Annotated in this window: 18 protein-coding genes; 15 read left to right on the forward strand and 3 right to left on the reverse strand. The window is 68.3% G+C overall.

Features of this window, described 5'->3' with window-relative positions; genetic code table 11:
• Positions 1–312: 312 nt before the first annotated feature.
• The 3 genes from D7V77_RS23755 (at position 313) to map (ending at position 2,742) form a co-directional block, all read left to right on the forward strand.
• Entirely contained in the window at positions 313–1,344 is a 1,032-nt protein-coding gene (locus D7V77_RS23755; protein ID WP_120578582.1) for a helix-hairpin-helix domain-containing protein, read from the forward strand.
• A gap of 160 nt (positions 1,345–1,504) precedes the next feature.
• Positions 1,505–1,744: a hypothetical protein gene (locus D7V77_RS23760; RefSeq protein WP_120560747.1), complete on the forward strand. Its 240-nt coding sequence runs from the start codon at positions 1,505–1,507 to the stop codon at positions 1,742–1,744.
• Positions 1,741–2,742: a type I methionyl aminopeptidase gene (gene map / locus D7V77_RS23765; RefSeq protein WP_120578583.1), complete on the forward strand. Its 1,002-nt coding sequence runs from the start codon at positions 1,741–1,743 to the stop codon at positions 2,740–2,742. Before D7V77_RS23760 ends, map begins: the two co-directional genes overlap by 4 nt.
• Positions 2,743–2,826: 84 nt before the next feature.
• On the opposite strand, the gene pulA is transcribed toward map, so the two are convergent.
• The gene (gene pulA / locus D7V77_RS23770; protein WP_120578584.1) at positions 2,827–6,261 is read right to left on the reverse strand and encodes a pullulanase-type alpha-1,6-glucosidase; all 3,435 of its coding nucleotides are present in this window, start codon (positions 6,259–6,261) and stop codon (positions 2,827–2,829) included.
• Between the two features lie 417 nt (positions 6,262–6,678).
• On the opposite strand from pulA, the gene D7V77_RS23775 reads away from it, so the two are divergent.
• The 10 genes from D7V77_RS23775 (at position 6,679) to D7V77_RS23820 (ending at position 20,942) form a co-directional block, all read left to right on the forward strand.
• Positions 6,679–8,271 carry an alpha-amylase family glycosyl hydrolase gene (locus D7V77_RS23775; RefSeq protein ID WP_120578585.1) on the forward strand — a complete coding sequence of 531 codons (1,593 nt, stop codon included), beginning with the start codon at positions 6,679–6,681 and terminating at the stop codon, positions 8,269–8,271.
• Between the two features lie 82 nt (positions 8,272–8,353).
• Entirely contained in the window at positions 8,354–9,448 is a 1,095-nt protein-coding gene (locus tag D7V77_RS23780) for an ABC transporter ATP-binding protein (protein ID WP_120578586.1), read from the forward strand.
• Between the two features lie 20 nt (positions 9,449–9,468).
• Entirely contained in the window at positions 9,469–10,692 is a 1,224-nt protein-coding gene (locus D7V77_RS23785) for an extracellular solute-binding protein (RefSeq protein WP_120578587.1), read from the forward strand.
• A 13-nt stretch (positions 10,693–10,705) separates the two neighbouring features.
• A complete protein-coding gene (locus D7V77_RS45770; protein WP_120578588.1) occupies positions 10,706–12,754 on the forward strand; it encodes a carbohydrate ABC transporter permease in 2,049 nt (682 codons plus the stop codon).
• A 3-nt stretch (positions 12,755–12,757) separates the two neighbouring features.
• Entirely contained in the window at positions 12,758–13,645 is an 888-nt protein-coding gene (locus D7V77_RS23795) for a sugar ABC transporter permease (protein WP_120578589.1), read from the forward strand.
• A gap of 57 nt (positions 13,646–13,702) precedes the next feature.
• Positions 13,703–14,668, forward strand: coding sequence for a glucodextranase DOMON-like domain-containing protein (locus D7V77_RS23800; protein WP_120578590.1), 966 nt, complete (start codon positions 13,703–13,705; stop codon positions 14,666–14,668).
• A 142-nt stretch (positions 14,669–14,810) separates the two neighbouring features.
• Positions 14,811–17,012 carry a hypothetical protein gene (locus D7V77_RS23805; protein ID WP_120578591.1) on the forward strand — a complete coding sequence of 734 codons (2,202 nt, stop codon included), beginning with the start codon at positions 14,811–14,813 and terminating at the stop codon, positions 17,010–17,012.
• Between the two features lie 144 nt (positions 17,013–17,156).
• Positions 17,157–18,233: a glucodextranase DOMON-like domain-containing protein gene (locus D7V77_RS23810; RefSeq protein WP_120578592.1), complete on the forward strand. Its 1,077-nt coding sequence runs from the start codon at positions 17,157–17,159 to the stop codon at positions 18,231–18,233.
• 81 nt (positions 18,234–18,314) lie between these two features.
• On the forward strand, positions 18,315–19,676 hold the full coding sequence (locus D7V77_RS23815) for an AHH domain-containing protein (protein WP_120578593.1): 1,362 nt from the start codon (positions 18,315–18,317) through the stop codon (positions 19,674–19,676).
• A gap of 21 nt (positions 19,677–19,697) precedes the next feature.
• Positions 19,698–20,942 carry a DUF1629 domain-containing protein gene (locus D7V77_RS23820; protein ID WP_120578594.1) on the forward strand — a complete coding sequence of 415 codons (1,245 nt, stop codon included), beginning with the start codon at positions 19,698–19,700 and terminating at the stop codon, positions 20,940–20,942.
• On the opposite strand, the gene D7V77_RS23825 is transcribed toward D7V77_RS23820, so the two are convergent.
• Positions 20,939–22,603 carry an alpha-amylase family glycosyl hydrolase gene (locus D7V77_RS23825; protein ID WP_120578595.1) on the reverse strand — a complete coding sequence of 555 codons (1,665 nt, stop codon included), beginning with the start codon at positions 22,601–22,603 and terminating at the stop codon, positions 20,939–20,941. The two genes, D7V77_RS23820 and D7V77_RS23825, sit on opposite strands and share 4 nt — an antisense overlap.
• Before the next feature lie 90 nt (positions 22,604–22,693).
• Here D7V77_RS23825 and D7V77_RS23830 point away from each other — a divergent pair, with 90 nt between their 5' ends.
• Both D7V77_RS23830 and D7V77_RS23835 read left to right on the forward strand, forming a co-directional pair.
• Positions 22,694–23,980, forward strand: a complete 1,287-nt coding sequence (locus D7V77_RS23830; protein WP_120578597.1) for a DUF4032 domain-containing protein — start codon at positions 22,694–22,696, stop codon at positions 23,978–23,980.
• A gap of 158 nt (positions 23,981–24,138) precedes the next feature.
• A complete protein-coding gene (locus D7V77_RS23835; protein ID WP_120578596.1) occupies positions 24,139–24,966 on the forward strand; it encodes a hypothetical protein in 828 nt (275 codons plus the stop codon).
• A gap of 46 nt (positions 24,967–25,012) precedes the next feature.
• On the opposite strand, the gene D7V77_RS23840 is transcribed toward D7V77_RS23835, so the two are convergent.
• Entirely contained in the window at positions 25,013–26,701 is a 1,689-nt protein-coding gene (locus D7V77_RS23840) for a metallophosphoesterase (RefSeq protein ID WP_120578598.1), read from the reverse strand.
• Between the last annotated feature and the right edge of the window lie 71 nt (positions 26,702–26,772).

A 26,772-nucleotide genomic window follows, 5' to 3' on the forward strand; every position in this document is an offset into this window, starting at 1 on the left:
CCACCGCGCCGGGCTGCAGCGCCCCCGGGAACACCTGTGACCCTTCCTGACCCATGGACTCACAGGGTCGCATGAACTCCACTCAACCTGGAAGGTCTCCCGGAACAGGGTGCCGGAGACAACCCTGGGTCCGTGTGTTCTCACGTCAGGAAGTCTCGCCTCGTGGAGCCGGGCGGAACGCTGTCAGCGGAACAGAGGGGCGGTGACCGAAATGTGACACGAAGAGGGCGCGCATCGGGCCGGTGGTGTCAGACGGATTTGATGTATTAAGCCGCGTCTCATCGCAGCTCTCCCCCCATTCAGGAGTTCCTGATGCGTCGTATTGGCTCAGCCCTTCTCGCCGTGAGCATGCTCGTTGGTTGCGGTCCTGGTACCCAGGCGGAGACTCCCCCCGAGTCCGCCCCGGCCGCCGAGCAGCAGCAGCAGGCCCCCATCCTCACCACGACGAACGTCGACGTGGCCATCGAGTGCTCGGGCATCCTCGAGTTCGCGAACACGGCGTCGTACTCGCTCCTCGACCGCTACCTGCCCAGCAACGTGGTCACCAACATCGTGAACCGCCGCGCCACCACGCCGTTCACGTCGCTGGCGGACCTGTCCACCGTGCCGCTCGTCGGCCCGGCCCGGCTCAAGCAGCTGGAGGGCGGCGCCCGGACGATGGACTTCATCGACGCGGACTGTGTCGGCATCCTGGATGGCATCGCCATCTCCCGTGACGACCAGACCGCCATCGTCGCGCTGGTGAACAGCATCGACGACTCGGAGCTGCACGACGTCCTGCCGGACGCGTGGAACGGCGCCGTGAACCTGCTCAACGCGCGCCCCTTCGCCAACGCGCAGCAGATCGCCGACACGGCGGGCATTGGTGACGTGAGCTTCCGCAACATCCGCAACTCCGCCACCCTGAGCCGCCCCCTGGAGGCGCTCTTCACCGCCATCAACGCCATTCCCAGCAACGGGTCCTACGGCGCCACCACCCTGCGCCACTTCGACTGGTGGAACATCGCGTCCGCCAACCACTACTACCGCGACGACAAGACGTGCTTCGGCCTGGAGCCCACCAGCGTCCCCTACGGCGCCTCCATCCGCCCGAACCTGGCCGATGCCGCCGAGGTGCGCGCCGAGGTCCAGCGCGCCTTCAACTACGTCAACGGCAACGCCCACATCTCCCCCACGGTCCGTGACGCGGGCCTCGCGAACCTGAACGCGCTGACCCAGGGCCGCTCCTTCAAGGGCTGCATCATCACCTACGAGAACGACCCCTGGAGCCGCAACACCGTCCACATCTACGTGGACACCACGAACGGCTTCAGCGTGATGACCGAGACCTGGTGGGCGGAGTAGTCCTCGCCCCCTGACGTCCCTGCCGTCCCGAAGCCCCGGGTTCCCTCATGGAGCCCGGGGCTTTGTCGTGTCCGGAAGCAGGCAGGCCCCTGGAGGGCAGCCTCCCGGCCCGGGAAGGAATCCGTGCATCCCCGTGTGTCTACGGGTATAGACACGCCCCATGTGCCCCCTGGTGAACACGAAGGACCTGATTGACGCCCAGGAGGTGGCGGGCCTGTTGCGCCTTGCCCACCCCAACAGCGTCAGCACGTACCTGCGCCGGTACCCGGACATGCCCCGTCCGGTGCTCGACCTGGGCGCCGGGCGCCCGCGCCTCTGGCTCAAACCCCAGATGCTCCGCTGGGCCCGCGCCCGCCAGGCCGCCGCCACCACCGACACAAGCTCCCGAGGCTCCCGATGACCACCGCCACCCCCCGAAACGCCCCCGCCATCCTCCCCGGGCCCAATGACGCCTGCTGGTGCGGAAGTGGCTCCAAGTACAAGAAGTGCCACCGCGGCGCGGACACCGTGGAGGCCCGCCGGAAGGGCGCCGACACCAACCGCAAGGGCATCCGCCCCGGCATCGTCGGCCCCCGCCGCGTGGTGCCGCTCACCATCGGCCGGCCGGACTACGCGGACTCCGTGGCCGGCCGTCCCTCGCGCTCGCGCAACGAGCCGGACGTGAAGTCGGCGGACGTCATCGCCCGCATGCGCCGCGCCTGCCAGGCCGCCGCCCAGGTGCTGGCGGAGACCGCGCAGCACGTGCGCGTGGGCATCACCACGGACGAACTGGACGCCATCGCGCACGAGGCCTACCTCAAGCGCGGCGGCTACCCCAGCACGCTGAACTACCACAAGTTCCCCAAGTCGCTCTGCACCTCCGTCAACGAGGTCATCTGCCACGGCATCCCCGACAGCCGCGCGCTGGAGGACGGCGACATCGTCAACCTGGACATCACCATCTACCTGGATGGCGTCCACGGCGACTGCTCGGCCACGTACCTGGTGGGCAACGTGGAGCCCCAGCACCAGCGCCTGGTGCAGATCGCGAAGGAGTGCCTGGACATCGGCATCGCCGCCGTGAAGCCGGGCCGGCCCATCAGCGACATTGGCCGCGCGGTGGAGGCCCACGCCGTGAAGAACGGCACCAGCGTGGTGCGCGCCTACTGCGGCCACGGCATCGGAGAGACGTTCCACACCGCGCTCCAGGTGCCGCACTACTACGAGCCCGAAGCCGACACCGTCATGCAGCCCGGGATGATCTTCACCGTGGAGCCGATGATCAACCAGGGCCACTGGGACCACCGCACGTGGAACGACGACTGGACCGTCGTCACCGCGGACGGCCTGCGCAGCGCCCAGTTCGAGCACACCCTGCTCGTCACCGACACGGGCGCGGAGATCCTCACCGTCCCCTGAGCTTCTCCAACCCCTGAAACACCACGGGCCCCGGACGCGCTTCGCATCCGGGGCCCGCTTCATTTCCAGCCGGAGACTTCGGCCTTAAGCGCGGCGGCGGCGCAGCTTCAGCGCCAGGCCGCAGAGCATCAGCAGGCTGGTGGCGCCCAGGGGGCCGGGCACCGTGCTCTGGCAGTTGCAGCCGTCGGACTCGTCCGGGTCCTGGGGGTCCGGATCCGGGTCCACCACCGCGTCGTCGGTGACGAACACGGCGGTGCTGCGCGCCGGCACCGTGAAGCCGCCCGTGGCCGCGTCGTACGCGGAGGTGCGCACCACCGGGTCCGTGGAGGCCTGAAGCACCGGGTGCAGCTTGAGCTTCAGGGACTTGTACCCGTCCGCATTGAACGTCTGTGCGTCGTCCGTGCCGTTGAACAGCACGATGGCGCGCTTGCCCTCGGCGTTCGTGCCGTGGTCCTGCATGGCCATCACGATGAGGCCCGGAATCTGGTCCGGACCGGTGTTCTCGAAGCGCACCAGCTGCTTCACCTCGTCACCGGTGCGCAGGCGGAACAGCCGCGAGCTCTTGCGGATGGTCAGCATCTCCTCGAAGTGGTCGCGTGCCCGGACGATGTCCGCGTTCGCCGGCTTCAGCGCCGCGTCCGCCAGCATGGGCTTGAAGAGCGCCCAGCGGGCCCGGCCGTCGTCGTTGTCCTCCACGATGGGCAGCCCCACGCCCCAGTTGTTCGACTGGTAGGTCCAGTCAAGCCGGTTGAACCAGTCACCGGAGTTGTAGCTGTTGCGGTCCAGCGACTTGGAGCGCAGCAGCTCGTCGCCCGCGTGGAAGAACGGGATGCCCTGGCTCAGCGCCACCAGCGACACACCCAGGTTGTTCATCCGCACGCGCTCGGCCATGGGCAGGTCGCGCCGCGCCTTCAACTGCACCGCGTCGAACAGCGTCTCGTTGTCGTGCGCGGAGACGTAGGTGATGACCTCCTGCGGGTCCAGCGTGTAGCCGACCGGGGTCCCCTCGTTGTACTTCACCTCCGCGCCAGTGACGGACTTGCCGGTGGCGTCCACCAGCGTGTAGTCCTTCAGGTTGCCCGTCAGGCCCACGCGGATCCAATCGCCGTAGAGCAGCAGCCGGTCCTTCTGCGCCGCCTCCGTGCCCTGGTTGGAGCTGTTCGGGTCGGACAGCAGGCCGCTGATGAAGCCCTGGTCCTGGAGCCCGCTGAAGGGGCCACCGCCGCGGGCCGCGTCGCGCAGGCGGTCATTGAACGTGCCGATGCCCGTGCCCGCCATGTTGAGCTGCGTGGCGTTGGTGCCGCGCGCGTTCTTCTGCACCTCGCCGAAGTCCCAGCCCTCGCCGTAGACGTAGATGGCCTTGCCGTCCACGCCGTCCTTCTCCACGGTGAGCGCGTCCAGCGTGGCGCGCAGCTTCACCATGTTGGACTTCATGTGGTGGCCCATCAGGTCGAAGCGGAAGCCGTCCACCTTGTACGCCTTGGACCAGGTCACCACGGAGTCGATGAGCAGCTTCTCCATCATCGCATTCTCGGACGCGGTGTTCTGGCAGCAGGTGCTCGTCTCCACGTTCCCGTCGTCGCTGAGGCGGTGGTAGTAGCCCGGGACGATGCGGTCCAACACGCTCTTGGCGTTCTGCCCGGAGGAGTTGGTGTGGTTGTAGACCACGTCCATCACCACGCGCAGGCCGTGCTGGTTGAGCGCCTGCACCATCTGCCGGAACTCCACCGTGCGCGTCGTGCCCTGCGCGTTGGTGGAGTAGCTGCCCTCCGGCACCGTGTAGTGGTACGGGTCATAGCCCCAGTTGAAGCCGTCCAGGTCCGCCACGGCCTTCACCGCCGCCTGCTGCTGGTCGGAGTCCGGCGGCAGCGACACCAGGTCGCCCGCGGGGTGCTGCTGCGCCGCGCGGTCCTCGTTGATGGTCGCGATGTCGAACACCGGCAACAGGTGCACGTGCGTCAGGCCCGCCTTCGCCAGCCGGGTCAGGTGCTTCATGCCGTCGGACTCGTGCGTGAACGCCTTGAACGTGCCGCGCTCGTTCTCCGGCACCGTCAGGTCGTTGATGCTGAAGTCGCGCGCGTGCAGCTCGTAGAGGACGATGTCCTCCGGGGCCTCCAGCACGGGCTTCGCCAGCGTGCTCCAGCCCTGCGGCGCGAGCGCGGGGTCCGAAAGGTCCACGATCTGGCTCAGCTCGCTGTTGATGGAGAGGGACACCGAGTAGGGGTCCGTGACGCGGTTGGTGACGACCTTGCCCTCCTTGCGGGCGTAGACCTCCACCTCGTAGAGGAAGTAGCGGTTCTTCCACGTCGCGTCGCCCGTCGCGCTCCAGACGCCCTTGTCGCCGGCCGTCATGGCCACGCGGGTGAAGGTGGACGTGGGGGTGCCGTCCGCGAAGAGCAGCAGGTTCACGCTCTTGGCCGTGGGGGCCCACAGGCGCAGCGTGGGGATGCCGTTCTCGAACGTCGCGCCCAGCGGCCCGTCATACGTGTCCAGGTCGTCCAGCACGCCCGCGAGCTGCGCGCTGGTGGCGTCCAGCATCACGCCCGCCGTGTTCGTCGCGGACAGGGCCACCTGGCCCTTGAGCCACGTGGCCGCGTTGGCCACGTCCGCCTCGGCGAGCTTCAGCACCGTGCGGCCCTGGAGGTTCTTGAAGCGCTCCGCCTGCGCGGGGGTGAGGCCCGCGGCGTCCACCGTCAGCGTCACCGCCGTGCCGCCCTGCACGCCGGTGCTGTTCAGCGTCATGCCGCCCGTGGGCGCCGTGTGCAGCTTGAACACCGTGCCCGCGGGCACCGCGACCTCCGGGCTCCACACCACCGTGTCGCGCGAAATCCAGTGCGCCCGCGCCAGCAGCAGGTCCCCCGCCGGAGCGTCCGCGGCGCGGATGGTCACCTTCTTGGAGGCACCCGAGTCGAAGGTGATGATCATCTCCTGGTTGTCCCTCTCCACCTCGAAGGCCGCGTTGCTGCCCGGGTAGGCGGTGCCCCAGTTTTCGTCGAGCGCGACCTTGCACTCGTAGATGCCCGCCGTCAGCCCGGTCGTGGTGAAGGTGTAGATGCCGTCGCCGTCCGGGTCCTGCATCATCGTGCGCAGGCAGTCCGGGGACCAGTCACCGGGACAGCCCAGCTTCGCCTGGAGCGTGCCCGCCACCGTGGCGATGGTGCTGGAGCGGTTGCTCGTCACGTACAGCGTGTTCGCGTCGAAGTAGAACTTCACCGCGCCCGCCGTCGTCTGCGTCAGCACCACGTTCGCGCCGCCGGGGCCGCCGTGCGTCTGCGCCAGCGAACCGTCCAGCGCGACCTTGAAGTGCCAGGTGCCCACCGGCACGTTGAACGAGCCCTGCCACTTGTCGTCCGCCGCGTCGTACGTCAGCGCCGTCTGCGCGCAGGTGGGGTCGTTGTCGGAGGCGCAGCCTGCCTCGCTCTGCAGATCGCCAACGACCGTCACCGACGTGGGCGCCGCCAGCGCCGACAGCGGCACGAGCGCCGCCAGGAGCCCGCCTAACGCGAGCGCTCGCGTCATGCGGGGAACCGCGAATGGAACTCTCAGGGGAAACCTCCAAGGGGGGTGTAAATCCCCGGCACGGTACCAGCCGGTCCTGTCGGGGGTGACCCTTGGGTCGTCTTCAGGGTTTACGTGACCCCCTGGATGATCAGCGTTGGAACCCGCACATCCACCCCAGGACGTCGGATGGAAAAGGCATCCAACCGAGACGCGGTGCGGCAGGAATCGCGCGCTCCGTTGAGTCCGCCCGCGCCATGCGTCACACGGGTGTGCAGAGGAAGACATCCGGAACATGGCGCGTTGCGCCATCAGCCGATTGTTCCGACGACCCTTCACCCCTTTCCAGACTGTTGGATACAGTGCCGCGCCTAGATGTCCTCCAGCCTCCCCTGCCCACAACCGAACGCTGCCTCCCACCGGGGTGGGTGGCGCCCGATGTTCCAGGGCCTTGTGGCCCTGTGTCTGGCGGGGTGCGCCACGGCCCCTCCGACGCCGACGCAGCCCGTGCCGGAGGCCGCCGCGACGCAGCCCGCCGCGCCCGCTCCGGAGGCTCCCGAGGCTCGGACGACCCCCGCCCCCGAACCCGTGAAGGAGGCTGCTCCGGCTTCCCCCCAAGCTCCGGCGACGAAGGAGCCCACCCGGCCCTGGGCGGACGAGGTGCTGTACTTCGTGGTGGTGGATCGCTTCGCGGACGGTGATCCCTCCAACAACGAGAAGGGCGACGTGAAGGCGGCGGGCACCTTCCACGGCGGCGACCTGAAGGGGCTCACCGCGAAGCTGGAGGAGCTGTCGTCGCTGGGCGTGACCGCGCTGTGGGTGACGCCGCTCTTGAAGCAGATTCCGGGCTTCGTCACCGGCTCTGGCTTCCCGGACTGGGGCTACCACGGCTACTGGGCGGACGACTTCCAGGCGTTGGATCCGCGCTTCGGCACGGAAGAGGACTTCAAGGCGCTGGTGGACGCGGCGCACGCTCGCGGCATCCGCGTGCTGCTGGACGTCGTCTACAACCACCCGGGCTACAACTCGCGCTACCTGAAGGACCACCCGGACTGGCTGCGCTCGGAGGACAAGGGCACCTGCGGCTCGGATGACCTGACGTCGTGCGTGGCGGGCCTGCCGGACTTCAAGACCGAACGTCCGGAGGTGGCGAAGTACCTGCTGGACGCGCAGATCGACTGGGCGAAGCGCTCCGGCGTGGACGGCTTCCGGTTGGACACCGTGAAGCACGTGTCCCACGACTTCTGGAAGGAACACCGCCGCCGCACGCGCGCGGAGATCTCCCCGGACTTCTTCCTGCTGGGCGAGCTGTGGGGCGGCGACGTGGAGGGGCTGGCGCCGTACTTCACTCCGGATGAGATGGACGCCGGCTTCGACTTCGCCTTCCAGGGCAACGCGCTGGGCTTCGTGCAGGGCCGTGGCCGCGCGGTGGCGTTCGACCGCTACCTCCAGTCTCGCGCGAAGGTGACGCCGGGCCACCACCTGTCGCACTTCCTGTCGTCGCACGACGTGGACGGGGCGCTGCACCAGCTGCAGGGCAACGTGCCCCTCTTCCGCCTGGCCGCCACGCTGCAGCTCACCACGAGCGGCATCCCCGTCATCTACTACGGCGAGGAAGTGGGCCGCGCGGGCGGTGACTGGCCGCAGAACCGCGGCGACATGCCGTGGGGCAAGCAGGCGGTGAAGCCCGGCGCGGGAAAGAAGCGCGACGAGGCATTGCGCGACTATTACAAGCGCCTCATCGCCATCCGCCGCGCGCACCCGGCCCTGTCGCGGGGCACGCACTCGCCGCTCTCCACGGAAGGCGACGTGTATGTCTTCCAGCGGCGCGACGAAGCGTCCGGCGACACGGTGGTGGTGGCGGTGAACCGCGCCAAGACGAAGGGCGCGGTGTCGGTGCCGTGGCCGGAAGCGTGGACGGGCGTCGGCGAGGTGGAGGATCTGCTGAACGGAGGGCGGACGAAGGCTGGCGCCACGCTGGACCTGGCGCTTCCGCCGCTGTCCGCGCGCATCCTCGGACGCGTGCCGTGAGGCACCCGGCGGTGCATGCGCAGAACCTGACCCGGACGTGCTGTTGTCACCGGCGCGAGCGGGGCTCTTGCTGGAGGGCCTGATGGCCGGCGTGTCGTTCAAGGACGTGGCGAAGCGTTACGGAGACGTGTCGGTCATCGAGGGGCTCAACCTCGATATCCGCGACCATGAGTTCATGGTCCTCGTGGGGCCGTCCGGTTGCGGCAAGTCCACGGCGCTCCGGATGATCGCCGGCCTGGAGGAGATTTCCGGAGGCACCATCTCCATCGGTGAGCGCGCGGTGAACACGCTGCCGCCGAAGGACCGGGACGTCTCCATGGTGTTCCAGAACTACGCGCTCTATCCGCACATGTCCGTGCGGCAGAACCTGGAGTTCGGCCTCAAGATCCGCAAGACGCCCAAGCCGGAGATGGACAAGCTGGTGGACGAGGCGGCGGAAATCCTCGGCATCGCGCACCTCCTGGACCGCAAGCCCAAGGCGCTGTCCGGCGGCCAGCGTCAGCGCGTGGCCCTGGGGCGCGCCATCGTGCGCAAGCCGGCGGTGTTCCTCTTCGACGAGCCGCTCTCCAACCTGGACGCGAAGCTGCGCGTGCAGATGCGCTCGGAGATCAAGAAGCTCCAGCACCGGCTCCAGGTCACGTCCGTCTACGTCACGCACGATCAGATCGAAGCGATGACCATGGGCCACCGCATCGCGGTGATGAAGGACGGCAAGCTCCAGCAGCTGGGCACCCCGCTGGAGGTCTACGAGAAGCCGGTCAACGTGTTCGTGGCGCAGTTCATCGGCACGCCGCCCATCAACATGCTCACCGCCACGCTGGACGCGGACGGCGCGTCGTTCACCGGTGACGGCTTCAAGCTGCCGGTGCCGCAGAAGCTGCGCGCGGCCACGGCGGGCAAGGGCGGCCGCAAGGTGAAGGTGGGCCTGCGCCCGGACAACGTCCTGCCCGCGGGGAACGTCGCGCGCGGCGAGTCCGCGCCCGCGGAGGCGCGCGTGGAGCTGGTGGAGCCGCTGGGCAACGAGCTCATCGTGCACGCCCGCCTGGGAGACAACCCGCTGGTCTTCCGCCTGCCGCCCCAGGCGACTCCGGAGCCTGGCGCCGCTCTTCCCGTGACGGTGGAGCTGGAGTCCCTGCATCTCTTCGACGCTGAATCCGAGCTGCGGCTTTCCGTTTGATATCCCGGAGGATTTTCTCAATGACGCACCTGCGAACGTTGCTCGCGGCCCTCTGTCTGTGCGCAGTCGGCCTGTTGCCCGTCCCGTCCTTCGCCGCCACGGAGCTGGTGCTCTGGCACGCCTACCGCGCGGAGGAGAAGGCCGCGCTGGAGAAGGTGGTCGCCGAGTACAACAAGGCGAACGAAGGCAAGGTCAAGGTCACCACGCTGGCGGTGCCCTACGACGCCTACGCGGACAAGATTTCCGCCACCGTGCCGCGCGGCAAGGGCCCGGACCTCTTCATCTTCGCGCAGGACCGCCTGGGCGGCTGGATTGAAGCGGGCAACACGGTGGAGCCCATCGACTTCTTCCTGGATGACGCGACGAAGAAGCGCTTCATCCCCACGACGATGGAGGCGATGACCTACCGCGGGACGGCGTACGGCCTGCCGCTGAACTACAAGGTCATCACGCTCATCTACAACAAGAAGCTGGTCCCCACGCCGCCCAAGACGTCCGGCGAGATGGTGACGATGGCCAAGAAGCTCACCGACGCGAAGGCGGGCCGCTTCGGGCTCGCGTACGCGTACAACGACTTCTACTACCACGCGGCGGTGATGAACGGCTTCGGCGGCGGCGTGTTCGACGCGAAGAACGCCCCCACGATGAACTCGCCCGCCAACGTGAAGTCGGTGGAGCAGGTCCTCAAGTGGAAGAACAAGGACGGCATCCTCCCCGCGGAGCCCTCCAGCGCGCTCATCACCTCGCTCTTCAACGAGGGCAAGGCCGCGATGGTGTTCTCCGGCCCGTGGTTCCTGGGCGAGGTCTCCAAGGACGTGGAGTACGGCCTGGCGCGGCTGCCCACGCTGGATGAGAACAAGGGCACGCCGCTGAAGCCCTGGATGACGGTGGAGGGCGTGTACGTGGCCGCCCCGTCCAAGAACAAGGAAGCGGCCTACGACTTCGCGAAGTTCCTCACCGACGCGGGCCCCGGCAAGACGCTGGCCCTGGAGGGCCGCCAGAGCCCCGCGAACCAGGCCGTGTACCAGGACGCGAAGGTGGCGGCGGATCCGCTGCTCAAGGCGATGAAGGACCAGGTGGACGTGGCGGTGCCCATGCCCAACCTGCCGGAGATGTCGATGGTCTGGACCCCGGCCACCAGCGCGATGAACACCGTGTTCAAGAACACCGCCACCCCCAAGGCGGCGTTGGACTCGGCCCAGAAGAGCGTGGCGAAGGACGTCGCCGGCCTGCGCAAGAAGTAAGTGAGGAGCTGAAGTGAGCCAGAACGCCCCCCAGCAGCCCCCTTCCGCGGCCGGTGCCCCCACGCCGGTCAGCACCTCCCCGAGCGATTCCGTGAAGGACCCTTCGACTCCGGGGCCTTCCGGCCGTGCGGGCGGATACCGGGGGCGCGTGCTGGTGGGGCTCGCCCTGGCGCTGGGCGTGTCCCTGTTCCTGGCGCACGGCCTGCTCGCGCGCGCCAACCAGGAGCGCGCGGCGGAGCGCGAGCAGCGCACGGCCACCGTGTCCCTGCTGGGGCTGGCGGACCTGGTGCAGCGCGCGGGCGGCACCGGCGACGGCGTGAAGGCCGTGGTGACGGGCTGGCCGGGCGTGCCGGGAAGCTCCGTGCGCGTCATCGCCTTCAGCGGCATCAAGCTGGAGGCGTCCACCTTCCCGGATGACACCGGGGACAAGGCGGCGCCGCGCCGGCTGTCTCGCGAGGAGAAGCCGCTGTACGACCGCGGCCAGCGTCTGCGCGCCGCGGTGGAGACGAACCGCGAGGAGGGCAGCGCGCGCAAGGCGGAGGTGGAGTCGGAGCTGCTCGACAACGGCGCGAGCCGGCTGCTCTCCGCGCCCGTGGAGGTGGACGGGCAGGTGGTGGGCTCCGTGGAGTCCCTCACCCCGGCGGTGGTGAAGGGTGAAACGCCTTCGTGGACGCCGGTGCTGCTGGCGTTCCTGCTGCCGCTGGCTGCGTGCGCGGCGGCGGTGTTCGCGCTGTCGCGCCAGGGCGTGCGCGTGGCGGTGGCGGCGGCGCTGTTCCTGGCGGGCCTGGGTGGCTACACCGTCTATTCGCTGCGCGCGCTGGACGCGGAGCTGCGGCAGACGGAGGACGCGGTCAGCGCGGAGCTGCGCACGCGCGGCGAGAAGGCCCAGGCGCTCATCACCGCGAACAATCTCAACGCGGAGCCCGCGCTGAAGCCCGGCGCGTGGGACGCGGACGCCATGCGCCGCCCGTTGGGCAAGCTGACGGAGTCCGGTGCGCCGGATGAGGCCAAGCTCTCCGCGGCGGGCGCGCAGGTGCGCGGCAACGCGAGCAAGGCGCTGGGCGCGCTGGGCGTGGTGGGGCTGGCGGTGCTGCTGTTCATTGGCCTGGGCGCGCTGCACCGCGCGGTGGCCACGGCGGTGGAGCACCGGCAGGCCTACGCATACATCCTGCCCGCCATGGTGGGCATGGTGGTGCTGGTGTTCTTCCCCTTCGCCTACGGCATCACGCTGTCGTTCACGGACGCCAACCTCTACAACAGCAGCCAGCCGCTGTCGGAGTTGTGGGTGGGCTTCCGCAACTACGTGGACATCCTGGGCGACTTCAGCTTCGCGAAGACGGCGGCGGACGGCTCGCTGGTCTTCAACTACCTGAACTTCTACTACACGCTCCTGTTCACCATCGTGTGGACGGTGACGAACGTGACCATCGGCGTGACGGTGGGCCTGCTGCTCGCGCTGGCGCTCAACGTGCCGAATCTGAGGATGCGGCCGGTGTACCGCGTGCTGCTCATCCTGCCGTGGGCCATGCCCAACTACATCACCGCGCTCATCTGGAAGGGCATGTTCCACCAGCAGTTCGGCGTGGTGAACCACGTCATCCGGATGTTCGGTGGGGACGGCCTGGCGTGGTTCGACTCGCCGCTCACGTCGTTCTTCACGGCGCTGGCCACCAACGGCTGGCTGTCCTTCCCGTTCATGATGGTGGTGTCGCTGGGCGCGCTCCAGTCCATCCCGGGTGAGCTCTACGAAGCGGCGCGCGTGGACGGCGCCAACCGGTGGCAGCAGTTCACCGCCATCACGCTGCCCGCGCTGAAGCCCGCGCTGGTGCCCGCGGTCATCCTGTCGGTGGTGTGGACCTTCAACATGTTCAACATCATCTTCCTGGTGACGGGCGGCGACCCGGGCGGCTCCACCGAAATCCTGGTCACCCAGGCATACAAGTTCGCCTTCGAGCGCTACCGCCACGGCTACGCGGCGGCGTACTCCACCGTCATCTTCGGCATCCTGCTGCTCTACAGCATGGTGCAGAACCGCATGAGCCGCGCCACGGAGGCCGCGTAACCCATGGCGCTCTTCTCTGAACGTCGCGAAGGCATCTCCCACCTGCCGCTGCACGTGGTGCTGGTGACCTTCACCCTCTTCACCATCTACCCCATCCTCTGGGTGGTGAGCCTGGCCTTCTCCGGCAAGCAGAGCCTGGCCATCGCCACGCTGCCGGAGAACCCCACCTTCTGGGACCGGCTGCGCGCGGTGACGCCGTGGCCGGAGACCTTCAGCGTCTCCAACTTCGCGTCGGTGATGGCGGATCAGCCGTTCGCCAGGTGGATGCTCAACAGCGCCATCGTGGCCATTGGCACCACGGTGCTGGGCGTCTTCATGGCGTGCACGGCGGCGTATGCCTTCAGCCGCTTCAAGTTCCCAGGCCAGCGCGCGGGCATGATGGCGTTCCTCGTGTCCCAGATGTTCCCGGGCACGCTGATGCTGATTCCGCTCTACATCATCCTGGTGCAGTGGCTGGGCCTGGGCAGCAGCCGGCTGGGCCTCATCATCGTGTACGCCACCACGTCCATCCCGTTCAGCGTGTGGATGCTCAAGGGCTACTTCGACACCATCCCCAAGGACCTGGAGGAGGCGGCGCTGATGGACGGTGCGTCTCCGGGGCGCATCTTCTGGAGCATCATCCTGCCGCTGGCGAAGCCCGCGGTGGCGGTGACGGCGCTGTTCAGCTTCATGACGGCGTGGAACGAGTTCATCCTCGCGGCGACGTTCATGGACCAGGAAGCCATGTACACGGCGCCGGTGGGCCTGCGCTTCTTCGTGGGCGGCTTCAGCCAGCAGTGGGGCTACTTCGCGGCCGGCTCCATCATCGTGTCCGTGCCCGTCGTCTTCCTCTTCCTCTTCCTGCAGAAGTACCTCGTCTCCGGGCTCACCGCCGGTGGCGTGAAGGGTTAGTCCCGCGGTCTTTCTTCGCAGTCCTTTCGTCTGTCGTTGCAAGGAGCAAGCACCCCCATGATCAACCCCCGCATCGCAGTCCTCACCCTGGCCGCTTCCCTGTCCGCGGCGCCGGCCCTGGCCGACAAGGTGCAGTTCAAGGATCCCACCGGCGACGACAAGGGCCCGGGCAAGTACACCTACCCGACGGACCCCGTGTACAAGCCGGGCTCGTTCGACCTGACCGGCTTCAAGCTGGACCAGGGCGGCAACAAGACGGACGTGGAGATCCAGCTGAAGGCGTCGCTGGAGAACCCCTGGAAGATGGCGGACGGCTTCTCCGTGCAGGAGGTCTTCATCTTCATCGACACGGACCACAAGGTCGGCAGCGGCTTCACGGACAGCCCCCCGGGCCTGAACGTCTCCTTCGCGCCGGAAGACGCGTGGGACAAGGTCATCATCATCTCGCCGCAGGGCTCGTCGCGCGTGCGCGCGGAGGCCAACAACAAGGCCGGCGCGATGAAGGGCGCCGTCGTGGTGCCCACCAAGGTGCGCGCCTCCGGCAACAAGATCACCGCCACGGTCATGAACTCCGACCTGGGCGCCGGTAACCCCTCCACGTGGGGCTACCAGGTCGTGATGCAGTCCAACGAGGGCTTCCCCGCGGACAACGACCTGCTCACCCGCCGCGTCAACGAGTACGAGGGCCAGCACCGCTTCGGCGGCGGCTCCGACTTCAACTGCGATCCGCACGTGATTGACGTGCTCGCGGGCCAGGGCAAGGGCGACAGCTCTGAAATCAAGGCTCAGTACGAAATGCTCGCGTACGAGTGCGCGGGTGACGGTTCCGCGACGAAGAAGGCCACGCTGAAGATGGTCTCCGGCGAGAAGCGCCCGGCGGCGCAGGGTGTCGCGGCGGCGGCTCCGGCCCCGGCTCCCGAGGCGGCGCCCGCGGCTCCGGCCCCGGCTCCGGCGCCCACGCCGGCCGCTCCGGCTGGAACGACGGTCGCTCCGGCGCCGACGACGGCCACGCCGACGAAGTAGCCGGCGGCGGACTGTTCAAAACAGTCCGTTTCAAGGTTTGATGCAACACGGGGAGGGTTGCCGCGGAGGTCCCGCGGCGGCCCGGGAGAGGGGATGACCCCCCTCTGGTTCAAAAGCTTTCGAGAAGGGTTTTCCGGACATCATGAAGAATCGCAAGAACGTGGTGCGGGGAGCGTGTGCGCTCACCGTGGCGGCCGGCCTCATTCCTGGGGCGGCCATGGCGCAGGACAGCGGCCCCAAGCTCACCATTGGTGGCACGACCTATACGAAGTACCTCTGGGGCACGCAGCGCGACCAGGGCGCGCTGTACAACTTCACCACGGTGCCCGGTGAAGGCTACGGCGACAACGGCATCGGCACGGAGCTGGAGCTCCTGCTGAACGCGAAGATCTCTCCGCAGGTGGAGGTCAACGGCCGCATCCACAGCCGCTTCAACCAGAACTTCTGGACGAACTTCGGCGGCTTCGGCGGCAGGAACCCGCCGACGCCGGACTGCACCGCGGGCGACTGCGGCGAGTTCGACCCGCGCTCCAACCAGTACATCAAGCTGCGTGGCATGTCCGTGACGCTGCGTCCGGGCTACCTCATCGACTCGGCGCTCATCGGCGCGACGGACCTGGGCCAGTTCGACCCGTTCGTCATCGGCCGCGTCCGTTACATCGACCGCGACAACGCGGCGGCCATCCTGCTGCAGGGCTCCAACTTCGACCGGAAGCTCACGTGGGACGCGGCGCGCATCTCGCTGCCCCGCCTCTGGGCCGGCCCGAACTTCAGCACGGGCGCCTTCCACGCGCGTGACGCGGCGTACGGCTTCCAGGCGAAGGTCACCCCGAACGAGCTCTTCGACGTGGGCGGCATCTTCCAGTACGCGAACGACCAGGAGATCAACCCGGAGGACACCAACCTGGACGACGGCCGTGACCTGACGCCGCGCTACCGCAACGGCGTGGGCGGTCTGAAGGCGGCCCTGCACATGGGCTCGTGGCTGGACGTGCGCGGCGCCGCGTACACGTCGTACTCCAACGCGGACCCGGTGCTGTCGCCGAAGAGCTTCGGCGTGGGCGGCTACAGCCCGGTGCTGGCCGGCCATCACACCGACCAGACGTACATGCTGAATGCGTCCCTCAACGACCCGCTGGACGTGGGCCTGTCGCTGAACCTGCAGCTGTTCAGCATTGGCGCGGAGTACATGGCGGTCATGGCCAGCCGCCGCGAGGCGGACGTGCTCCTCACGGAGGGCCACGACGGCAGCTTCGCGTTCCCCGGCCCGTCCAACGCGTCCTACGGCATCTACAAGGGCAACCCCACCCGCATCGGCTACGGCGGCTGGACGAGCGAGGCCCAGCAGGTCGCCACGCTCAACGTGGACAACGACTTCACGGACTTCGACGAGCCCATGGCGGAGACGGCCATCGGTTGGAAGGGCGTGACGGCGAACCCGGTCTATGCGAACGGCGCGCTGGAGGTGGGTGGCGAGTACTCGTTCATCACCTACAACACCAACTGGCAGGCGTACGGCAACGCGGACCGGGCGCTGGGCGACAGCCAGTTCCCCGGCACGGAGCTGGACTCTGGCGTGGGCCACAACTTCCGCACGGCCTACCAGCCCTTCCAGGACAAGAAGACGCACCTGGTCGCGCTGCGCGCCAAGTACGTGGTCGACGTGCTGAAGGGCATCGATGTGTTCGGCAAGTTCAAGTACATCCACGAGACGGACAAGCGCCTGAACGACCCGCGCTTCCTGCCGTACGCGTCCGGCTCGTGCGTGGGCGGCGGCGTGGCGTGCGACAACTCGCTCCGCCAAGAGTACAGCCCGGGCAACAGCACCGCCGACCTCTACCGCAACCCGGACGTCATCACGAACAGCCAGGGTGACACGGGCTACGAGTTCAAGCCGTTCGACAACATCGCGGACGACGACCGCCTGCTGGACTACACGACGTTCACGGCCGGCGCGGGCTACCAGTTCACGGACGACCTGTACGTGTCCGCCAGCTACTCCAAGTTCTTCGCGGATCTGCTGGACGGCAACACGGCGTTCCAGGCGTACAACAACCACGAGATGGCGTCCGGCAAGCACAACAAGAACCAGGTGCTGGTGAAGGCGCGCTACATCCTGTCTGGCGTGGAGTTCGGCCTGGAGGGCCAGTACGCGTTCGGCTCGTTCCGCCCGGACTTTGGCGACGGCTTCGTGGTGCAGTACGCGGACGACACCATCGCGGCCGACCACAACGTGGCGGTGGGTTCGCGCGGTTTCGTCAACCGCAACAAGGGCTGGAACAGCCTGGAAGAGCGCAACTTCGAGCAGATGCGCGTCAAGGCGTTCATGAAGGCGCAGTTCTAGTCACCGCGCGCCCCGCTTCGTGCGGGGCACGAGGTTGACGAGAGAGCGAGCCCGGGGCGCCTGTGAAGGCACTCCGGGCTCCTTGCGTTTGGGGCACCGCGCGGTACACCTGACGGGCGTTTCCTCCGTTTGAGGTGCTCTTCCATGTTCGTGTGCTCTCGCGTGTCCGCGCTCCTGCTCGCCTCCTCCCTGGCCGCGTGTTCCGGCGGCAAGACGCGCGAGGACGCGCTGCTGTTCCGGCTGACGGATCCAGTGGGGGATGACCACGGCGACGGCGAGCTGCTGTATCCGCGCCGGACGGACCTGGGGCGCGGCGATTTGGACGTGGTGTCGGTGGCGGCGTTCGCGGACGACGAGGCGACCCGGTTCGAGGTGACGTTCGCGCACCCCATCGCGAAGCCCTCGCGCGCGCAGGCGGTGGACCTGGAGGGCGCGACGGTCGCGGAGCGGGCCCGGCACGGCTTCTACACGTTCAACGTGGACCTGTACGTGGACCAGGACCGGGTGCCCGGCTCCGGGCGCACGGACACGCTGCCGGGGCGCGGGCTCACGCTGGCGCCGGATTCCGGGTGGGAGAAGGCGGTGGTGCTGACGCCGCGTCCCTATGAGGCGCGTGAGGCCCTGCGCAAGACCTGGCGGCAGGCGGCGCTGGATGCGTACGAGAAGAAGTCTGGAGGGATTGGCGGCAAGGTGGAGGCGGAGCTGAACGCGGCCACGGAGCAGGAACTGGAGGCGCGGGTGTTCTTCCCCACCCTCATCCAGGTGAGCGGGCGCACGGTGGTGTTCCGGGTGCCGGACCGCTTCCTGGGCGGACATGCGAGCGCGGACTGGGGCTACGGCGTGGCGGTGACGGGCGCGACCATCGAGCGGCGCGTGGCGCTGGGCGGGATGTTTGGTGGGGACACGAACGCGAACCCGCGGCTGATGGCGATGGGCATCGTGCCCGGGGAGCCGCCGTCGGGTGACCGCTTCGGTGGTGGGCGCAAGGGAGACCCCTCGCAGTCTCCGGTGGTGGACCTGCTGGTGGCGCAGGGGACGACGCAGGAGGAGGTGCTGGGAGCTTCGAGGCCGGCGTGGAGCGCGGTGGTGCCGTCGGGGAAGGCCGTGGCTCCGGCGACGGCGGGCATGGTGGAGGACGCCGGTGTGACGGTGGACGCGCCGGATGCGGGAGCCATGGCCGAGGACGCCGGGGTCGTGGGTCCTTCGTCGCCCGCCCCGTGACGGCCGGTTCTCGCGCTGTGCGCGGGAGGTCCTGGTTGCGGTGAGTCCGCGCGGCCGAGGATGGGTGCTTTGGAGGCATCCATGTCTTCGTGCCGGAGCTGGGCGGTCGTGGTGCTGCTGGTGCTGCTGGGCACGGGGTGTTCAGCGACGCGTGGCGTCCGGCTGAAGACGGGGCAGGGTGCCCCGGTCGTCCATGTGCCTCGGGCGGAGGTCGAGCCCGTGGAGTTGGACGGGGATGTGTTCACGGAGGCGGTGCGGACGCTGGCGGAGGATGCGCCGGTGTCCCCGCGTCATCGTGAGGATGCGCATCGGCTGTTCGCGGGGACGTTCTCCTCGAAGTCCTATGCGCATGTGCGCGGGCGATTGGGGCTGGTCTCCGTGGAGGAGACTCCTCGTGCCCGGCTGCTGGTGGAGGATGACGGCCGGGAGCTGGCGAGCGCTTATGGGCGGTGGTGCCAGCGCAAGCAGACACCGGGGGACTGTCTTCAATTGCTGGAGGGCAGCTCCGCGCTGGATGAGGACGGGCGGCGTTCGCTGGCGTTCGCCATCGCGCTGGACTCGGTGTGGGAGGAGACGTCGGAAGCGCTGGTGGGGATGACGGACCCGCGGGCGGTGCTCACGACCATTGTCGCGACCGGAACGGTCTACCTGGCGCTTTGGTTGATGCCCGAGCCCGTGTCGAAGGGCATCGCGGCGACGATGACGGTAGTGCTCATCGCCTACCTGGGCATCGACACGGTGTGGAACCTCATCCAGGGATGGCTCGAGTTGTCCGAGCAGGCGCGTGTCGCTCGGACGTTCGATGAGCTTCGCGACGCGGGGGAGGAGTACGGGGAGGTGATGGGGAAGAACGCAGCGCGGGCGTTCGTGATGCTGGCGCTGGCGGCGGTGGGCAGCACGGCGGAGACGTTCGCGGCGAAGGTCGCCACGCTCCCGGGCTCAGGGCAGGCCTCGCTGGTGGCCGCGGAGATGGGTGGCTTCCGGCTGGGTGCGGCGGCGCAGGTGGAGTCCGCTGCCGTGTCCTCCGAGGGCGTTGTCACCCTGGTGCTGGCGCCGAACGCGGTGGCCATGTCTGCTCGGGATGAGAAGAGTCCCGTCGCGAGTGGCGCGGATGCGGGCGGACATGAGCACCACATCGCTTCCAACAAGTGGTGGAGTGCCACGAACCGGGGTGGCCCGTGGTCTCCCCAGTTCCAGAAGATCTTCGACAAGGCCGGGATGTCGCTTGATGATCCCGCGAACAAGGTTCGCGTCCCGGGACACAGAGGCCCGCATCCAGAGGCATACCACCAGTGGGTATTGAGGTCCCTTTCCCGAGCAACGAACCAGTGCCGCAGCATGGCGCAATGCAGGGCTCTGCTGACCGATGAGTTGAGACGTCTTGCCAGTCAAATCACCAGAAAAGAAAGCATCATGAATCGGTGGGTGACTGGCCTTGAGTGATGCGGGAAGCCCGTGAGGACCATGGAATACTTCGACCTTTATGCGGATGTCGCGGAAGGATTCTGGTGCCTGGGGCATCCGCTCGACCTCCAAGGGCGCGAGCTCGACGATCCCTGGCAGTTCACGGGTGGAGAACCCGCGCACTTCAAGGACCCGATTCGGCTTCCGTTGGACCTGGAGGGGGAATCCCGTGACTACTCACATGCGGCGTTCGGTACTCCGGTCATCAACGCGAAGCTCGCGGCTCTTTTTCAGGAGTTGGCTCCGAACGACGTGGAATTGATCCCCGTCAAGGTCGACTCCCACGCAGGGCCGTACTTCATCCTCAATGCCCTCCGCACCATTCCGTGCGTCGATACCGAGGCTGCCGAAGAGGCCTACTTCTGGACCGAAGAGGATGGGATTCCGGAGAAGGTCGGCACCCTCAGGTCCATCTACGGCATGCGCATTGACCCGTCGAAGGTGGGCGATGCGAAGGTATTCCGCCCCTCGGAATGGGATGTCTCCCTTATCGTCTCCGAGGACATCAAGGACGCGATGGAGCGCGCGGGCATCACGGGCGCGAAGTTCGAAGCAGTCACAGGGCCGACGACCTTCGACCCTGTTCGGCGCGCGGAGACGAAGAGGCGCGGCGAATTGTGGGATCAGGCTCGCTACGCTCGCGCATCCGTGTGGCGCGGGCTCGGCACCATGTCGGACGACTTCTACATTCCTCCGGTCGTTGGCGGCCCATGGCCCGGCGAACGGCAGTGGTGGACGGCCATGCGACGCCCTGACGGCGGCATTCTCATCGTCACAGACGGCTTGTCCGATCCGTTCAACGACATCCTGGACCGGCCCACGGCTGGCTTTGGACTGGAGCTCGCCATCGAGACGCCGGAGCCGCTCGGGGAGGTGTGGAAGAGCTGGCCTGCGCATCTCCTCGAACGTGTCGCCTACGAGGTCGCTGAGTTCGAGAAGCTCCGTGTCTCCCTGGCCAACGGCACGCTGTCCATGGAGGTCGACGGCGTGGGCATGCCCGAAACCCTCCTCACTCCCGAGGGTCGTGTGGCCGTGCTCATCGGCATGGAGACGGATTCGCTGCCCTCTCGCTTCACGCTTCCCGGGGGCGAGGTCCGGCTCCTCACCGTGAAGGTGCTGATGCCCGCGGAGCTGAAATGGCTGCTCCGCCAGGGCAAGGGCGCGGCGGCGGAGCTCATCCGCCGCTTCAAGGCCGCGGGAGAAACCCATTTCTCCCGCTCGTGGCGTCAGCCTGTCGTCAGCTAGCGCAGCCGCCAGATGCCCGTGGAGCGCGCCGGGATGCTGGCCTTCCATGCTCCCGTGCCTCCCGAGAGCTGCGTCACTCCGGGGTCCACGAACAGTGGCTCCGCTGTCGTGGCCTCCACGTCGAACGGTCCCACCGACTCCTGCGAGGTGGAGAAGTTGTGGACCACCAGCACCTGCTCGTCGTCCAGCGTCCTCACGAACGCGAGCGTGCGCGACAGCCCCGTCGTCGCCGTGAACAGCCGCAGGCCTCCGTTGCGCAGCGCCTCCGAACCCTGGCGCGCGTGGATGAGCGAGCGATAGCGCGACAACAGCGACCCCGGGTTGCTCCGCTGCGCCTCCACGTTCGCCGTCTCCCTTCCGCTGGAGAACGCGTACCAGGGCGAGCCCGTCGTGAAGCCCGCGCCCGCCGCGCCGCTCCAGGGCATCGGCGTGCGCTTGGACTCGTCGTTGTTGGCGTTGCCGTTCCCCAGGCCCACCTCTTCGCCGTAGTAGAGGAACGGCGCTCCCGGCAGCGTCAGCAGCACCGCCGCCGCCAGCCCCAGCTTCGCCCCGTCGTTGGCGAACTGAGTCGCCAGCCGCACCTGGTCGTGGTTGGTGAGGAAGGGCGCGTCCGCCACGCCGGCCGGATAGTTGTTCTTCATCTCCAACAGCTTCGCCGCCACGCCTCCGCCGTTGCCCGCGTTGATGCCTTCAAGCACCCTCGCGGACATGGGGAAGTTGAAGTTGAGCGGCAGCTCGTCCCCGCCCGGCACTGTCGCCGTGGAGCCGTAGTACTTCCCCACCGACGGCGTCTCGCTCCAGGCCTCGCCCACCAGCACCGCATCCGGCTTCACCGAACGCACGTGCGCGGAGAACTCCTTCCAGAACGCGTGCGTCTCCGGCGTGTCCGCCTGCCCCGCGCCGCCGCCCGTCTCGATGAGGTAGCGCGCGGCGTCCAGCCGGAAGCCGTCCACGCCTCGCTGGAGCCACAGCGTCGCCAGGCGCTTCATCTCCTCGCGCACCGCGGGCGTCTGCATGTTCAGGTCCGGCATGCCGCCCCAGAAGACGCCGTAGTACCAGCCGCTGTTCTGCTGATGCCACGTGTTGGTCTGCGAGTAGATGTCCCACGGCTGCGCCCACGCCGGGTTGTTCCCGCGCCACTGATACCAATCGCGCTTCGCCGACTGCGCCGAGGACGCCGAGTCCACGAACCACGGATGCGAGGAGCTGGTGTGGTTGATGACGAAGTCGAGGATGACGCGCATGCCCCGGCGGTGCGCCTCGTCACACAGTCGCTGCAGGTCCTCCAGCGAGCCGTATGCCGTCTGGATGCGCTCGTAATCCGTCACGTCGTAGCCGTGGTAGCTGGGCGACGCGAACACCGGCATCAACCACAGCGCGTCCACGCCCAGGTCGTCCGTCGTCGCCGGGTTGCCGTCGTTCAGGTAGTCCAGCCGCGAGATGAGTCCCGGCAGGTCTCCCACTCCGTCTCCGTTGGAGTCCTGGAAGCTGCGGACGAACACCTCGTAGAACACCGCGCCCCGGTACCACGCGTCTCCCGCGGGCGCGGCGAGCGTGATGCTTCCAGGCGCGGAGGGAGTCGGCCCGGGCGTAGGCGAGGAACCGGCGCAGGCCGACAGCAGGGCCGCGCTGCAGAGGGAGAGTCCGCGGAGGGGTCGCATGGCTTCTTCCTCTAACAGCGAACGTTCCACGCGGGCCAGCGCACCGCCTGGATGAAGCGCGCTCACCCGGACGGTAGGCTTGTGGCCAACATGTCTCACCCTGCTCGCCGCCTTCATTCCCTGCATATCCGGCAGGGGCACCCGGACTTCCTCGACCTTCCTTGGGAGCTGCCGCTGGAGGCGTGGACGGAGCGTTCACCACGCGTGGTGGAGGTGCCGCGCGGTCTGTCCCGGCACGTGGTGGTGTTCGTCAGCTACGGCGCCACCATCTACGCCTTCAAGGAGACGCCCGCGCGCGTGGCGCAGCGCGAGTACGACCTGCTGCGCGGCCTGGAGGAGCGCCGGTTGCCATCGGTGTGCCCCGTGGGGCTGGCGGTCCAGACGGAGGAGGGGCTGGAGGTCTCGCCCGGGGACAGGCCTGGACTGCTGATCACCCAGTACCTCGCGTCGTCGCTGCCGTACCGCGCGCTGTTCATGCAACAGGGATTGGAGCGCTACCGGTCGCGGCTCCTGGACGCGATGGCGGGCCTGCTGGTGCGGCTGCACCTGGGCGGGTTCTTCTGGGGCGACTGCTCGCTGTCCAACGTGCTCTTCCGCCGCGACGCGGGCGAGCTGCAGGCATACGCGGTGGACGCGGAGACGTCCGAATTGCACGAGCAGCTCTCCGCCGGCCAGCGGGAGATGGACCTCCAGATCATGGAGGAGAACATCGCTGGCGGCCTGGCGGACCTGGCCGCTCGCGTGGAGCTGGCGGAGGAGTTGCCCCAGGAGCTGGAGGCGTGGCAGGAGACGGCCGCGAGCATCCGCCAGCGCTACGAGCGGCTGTGGGCCGAAATCAACCGCGAGCTCATTCTCCAACCGCACGAGAGCTACCGCATCCACGAGCGGATCCGCACGCTCAACGACCTGGGCTTCTCCGTGGGCGAGGTGGAGCTGCTGGCGAGCGGGCAGGGCAGCCAGCTGCGCATGCGCACCATCGTCACGGACCGCGAGTACCACCGGCACCAGCTGCACTCGCTCACCGGCATCGTCGCCGAGGAGCGCCAGGCGAGCCTGCTGCTCAACGAGATGCAGGAGATGAAGGCCACGCTCACTCGCAAGATGGACCGCAGCGTGCCCCTGAGCGTGGCCGCGTTCCGCTGGCTGGACGAGCGCTACCACCCCACGCTGTCACGCCTCCAGAAGGACCTGGGCCGCGCGGCCGACACCGCGGAGCTCTACTGCCAGGTGCTGGAGCACAAGTGGTTCCTGTCCGAGCGCGCGAAGCGCGACGTGGGCCTGGACGCCGCCGTGCAGGACTACGTGACGCTTACCCTCAAGCAGCCCGGCATCGCGCCGCTCCTGGAGGACGCGTCACGGGACTCCGAGGACCTGTAACCCCTCGGGTCACAGGACGGACTGGGGCTGTGACTCCCAATGCCACACATTCGGTGTGGGGACCGGGCTCCTGCACGGAGAATCATTGGCATAGCGGGTGAATACGGGCGCTGGCCGTCTTTCTGGGATTTCCCCCGGAACCTGTCAGGAGCCCCCCCATGCGTCTGTTCCGCCGTCTTGCCCACTCCGGTCTTGCCACCTTGTTCGCCCTGGCCCTTCCGCTCGCGCAGGCCCAGGCGGAGGACTGTGTCCAGTTCTCCGGGATGAAGCACTGTGCCGTGGGCGCCGCGAAGCTGGTGGTGGACGGCAAGGAGCTGCTCGTCCAGTCCGCTGACACGTCTGGCAAGGACGGCGTGGCCGTGGACACCGCGCAGGCCAAGGGCTGGAGCGCGGGGCTGGCCCACGAGCCCTCCGGCGAGGCCCGGGAGACGACCGTCAAGACGGTCATCTCGGACGGCAAGGTGGTCGCCGCCTCCGTCGTCACGGACACGTCTGAAGGGCAGGAGTTCGCGGCGAGCTTCGTGGACGCGAACGGCAAGCCGACCACCTACTCGGCGATGGTGTTCCGCGAGGGCCAGCTCGTGGCCTCCGTGAGCGGAATTTCCAGCGGCTCCGTGGGGGCCAGGTCCATCGCGGGATTCGGCAAGAAGACCTGCACCACCCTGACCTACAAGGCGTGCATGAAGCTGTGTGTGGGCGGACCCATCGACTGCGCCTACTGCAGGGTCCCGTGCATCGGCAGCGTGCACCAGGAGGAATGGGTGCTCAGCAACGGCAAGTATCCCTACCTCGACTTCTCGTTCCAGTCGCCCTTTGGCGCCTTCTCCGTGGGTGACACCGCCAAGGCGGCTCCGCGGATCGTCGTGGGGGATCAGCTGGTGCTGATCTCCGACGCGCCGAGTGAGGGCGCCCAGGGCATCGACCAGGTGCTCGTGCAGAGCACGGCGAAGACGGTGTCGCTCTCCAACGAGACCGTGTCCCGGTAACCCGCTGTCCCGGATGTCCTCCCGCCATGCGTCCGGCGGGAGGGCGTCAGCGGCAGACGCGGATGGGCGGCTCGATGAGGAACGGCTCGGTGGCGTTCGGGTCGTCCGGGTCGAACGCGGGCGACATGGGCCCCGCTCCGGTGGGCTTCCACTTGCGCGGCACGCGCTCCAGGCCCACGGGGTAGATGGTCAGCGCCCCGTCCTTGCCAATGCGCATGCGCAGGAAGTTCTTGAAGTCCGGCAGCGCGAGCGACCCGAAGGCCTCGTTGGAGTGCGCGCCGAAGAAGTTCACGCTCAGCCAGAGGTACAGGCCGGTGATGAACGGGCCCACGAGGAAGCCGCCCACGAAGGTGAACGCGCAGGAGAAGAAGAACTTGCCCGCCAGGTGCAGCCAGCCGTCCGCGCAGTGCGCGCCATCCGGTGACAACACCGGACACACGCCCAGCTGGCTCACCGTGAAGTACGTGGCTCCCCAGGCGATGAAGAACGCCGCCACGATGTGCGCCACGCCGTGCAGGCCGCCCATGAGCGCGCGCCATTTCCCCAGCGCCGCGTCCGCCAGCCCCGCGAGTCCTCCCATCGTCACCATCCCGAGGATGAGCGTCCACGGCCGGTTGACCATGCTGTTGGCCACCGCCGTCACCACCTCCGGCAGACGGGAGATGCCCAGCGAGCCCACCTCCGCGTAGGCCGCCAGCGCGAGCAGCAGGTACCACAGGCCGGTGATGAGCCCGAACAGCGGGCTGTAGCGGATGAGGAACAGGTTCTTGCGCGCGAGCTTCCGGGACGTGTCCTCGGTCGGGAAGCTCTTGCGCAGCGTGGAGCCATCTCGCAGCACGGGCGCCGCCGGCGCGTGCGTGGGGTGCATGAAGGCGCCGCCTCCGCCCGCGGTGATGCGGTGCTGGCCGGTTTCGTCCTCGTGCCGGCGGTAGTGGTGCAGGTCGCCCGCGAGGAACACGGCGATGCGCCGCCCGAGCACCTTCTCCTCCAGGTACTCCAGGTTGTTCTCCAGGTAGCTGCCCTTGTGGCGCCGGGCCGCGGCCGCCAGCACCCACGCGGGCTCCGCGTTGCAGAGGATGACGCGGTCGTCGGGGCCCATCTGCTCCGCGACGTGGCGGAAGTACTCCACCTGGGGCACGTCGATGTCGCTGTTGAGCTGCACGTCCGTGCCGATGAGCCACCAGTTCTTCGGCAGCTTCAGCGCGAAGTAGCTGCGGCTCTGCCGCGTGCGGCGTCCGGCCAGCCACCGCTGCGCGCAGAACAGCCGCATGAAGGCGGACAGGCCGTCGTACCAGTCGTGGTTGCCCGGGATGACGAACAGGTCCGGGTGGGGCGCCTGCGAGCGGCGCATGGCGGCCTCGTAGGGCTGCACCGTGCGCTCCTCGTATGTCTCGCGGCTGGCGCCCGGGTAGACCTCGTCCCCGCCGAACACCAGCACGCGGCCTCGCGGCGTGATGTGCGCTGTCTTGCCGTCCTCTTCTGGGAGCCGCAGCTCCGGCAGCGCCAGCAGGCGCGCCACCGAGTAGGTGGAGTCCCAGCCGTCGCCGATGTCGGAGACGTAGTCGAGCCAGAAGTCGCCGTCCGCGCCGGACTCCTCCGAATAGTCGAAGTAGGGCTGCTGCGGCCGCACCACCGCTTCGATGAGCCGGTGGTCCGCGCGCGCGCCGAACACCGTGGCCACCACCGCGTCCAGGCCCGTGCGCAGCACCTGCCCGGGGTGCAGCCAGCGCACCATGTCCGCGTGCTTCTGGGGCCGGGTGGCGGTGGCGGTGCCCCGCTCGCGCACCAGGTGCGGCGGGGGCGTGG

This window comes from Corallococcus sp. CA041A (assembly GCF_003612075.1).
GTDB lineage: Bacteria > Myxococcota > Myxococcia > Myxococcales > Myxococcaceae > Corallococcus > Corallococcus exiguus.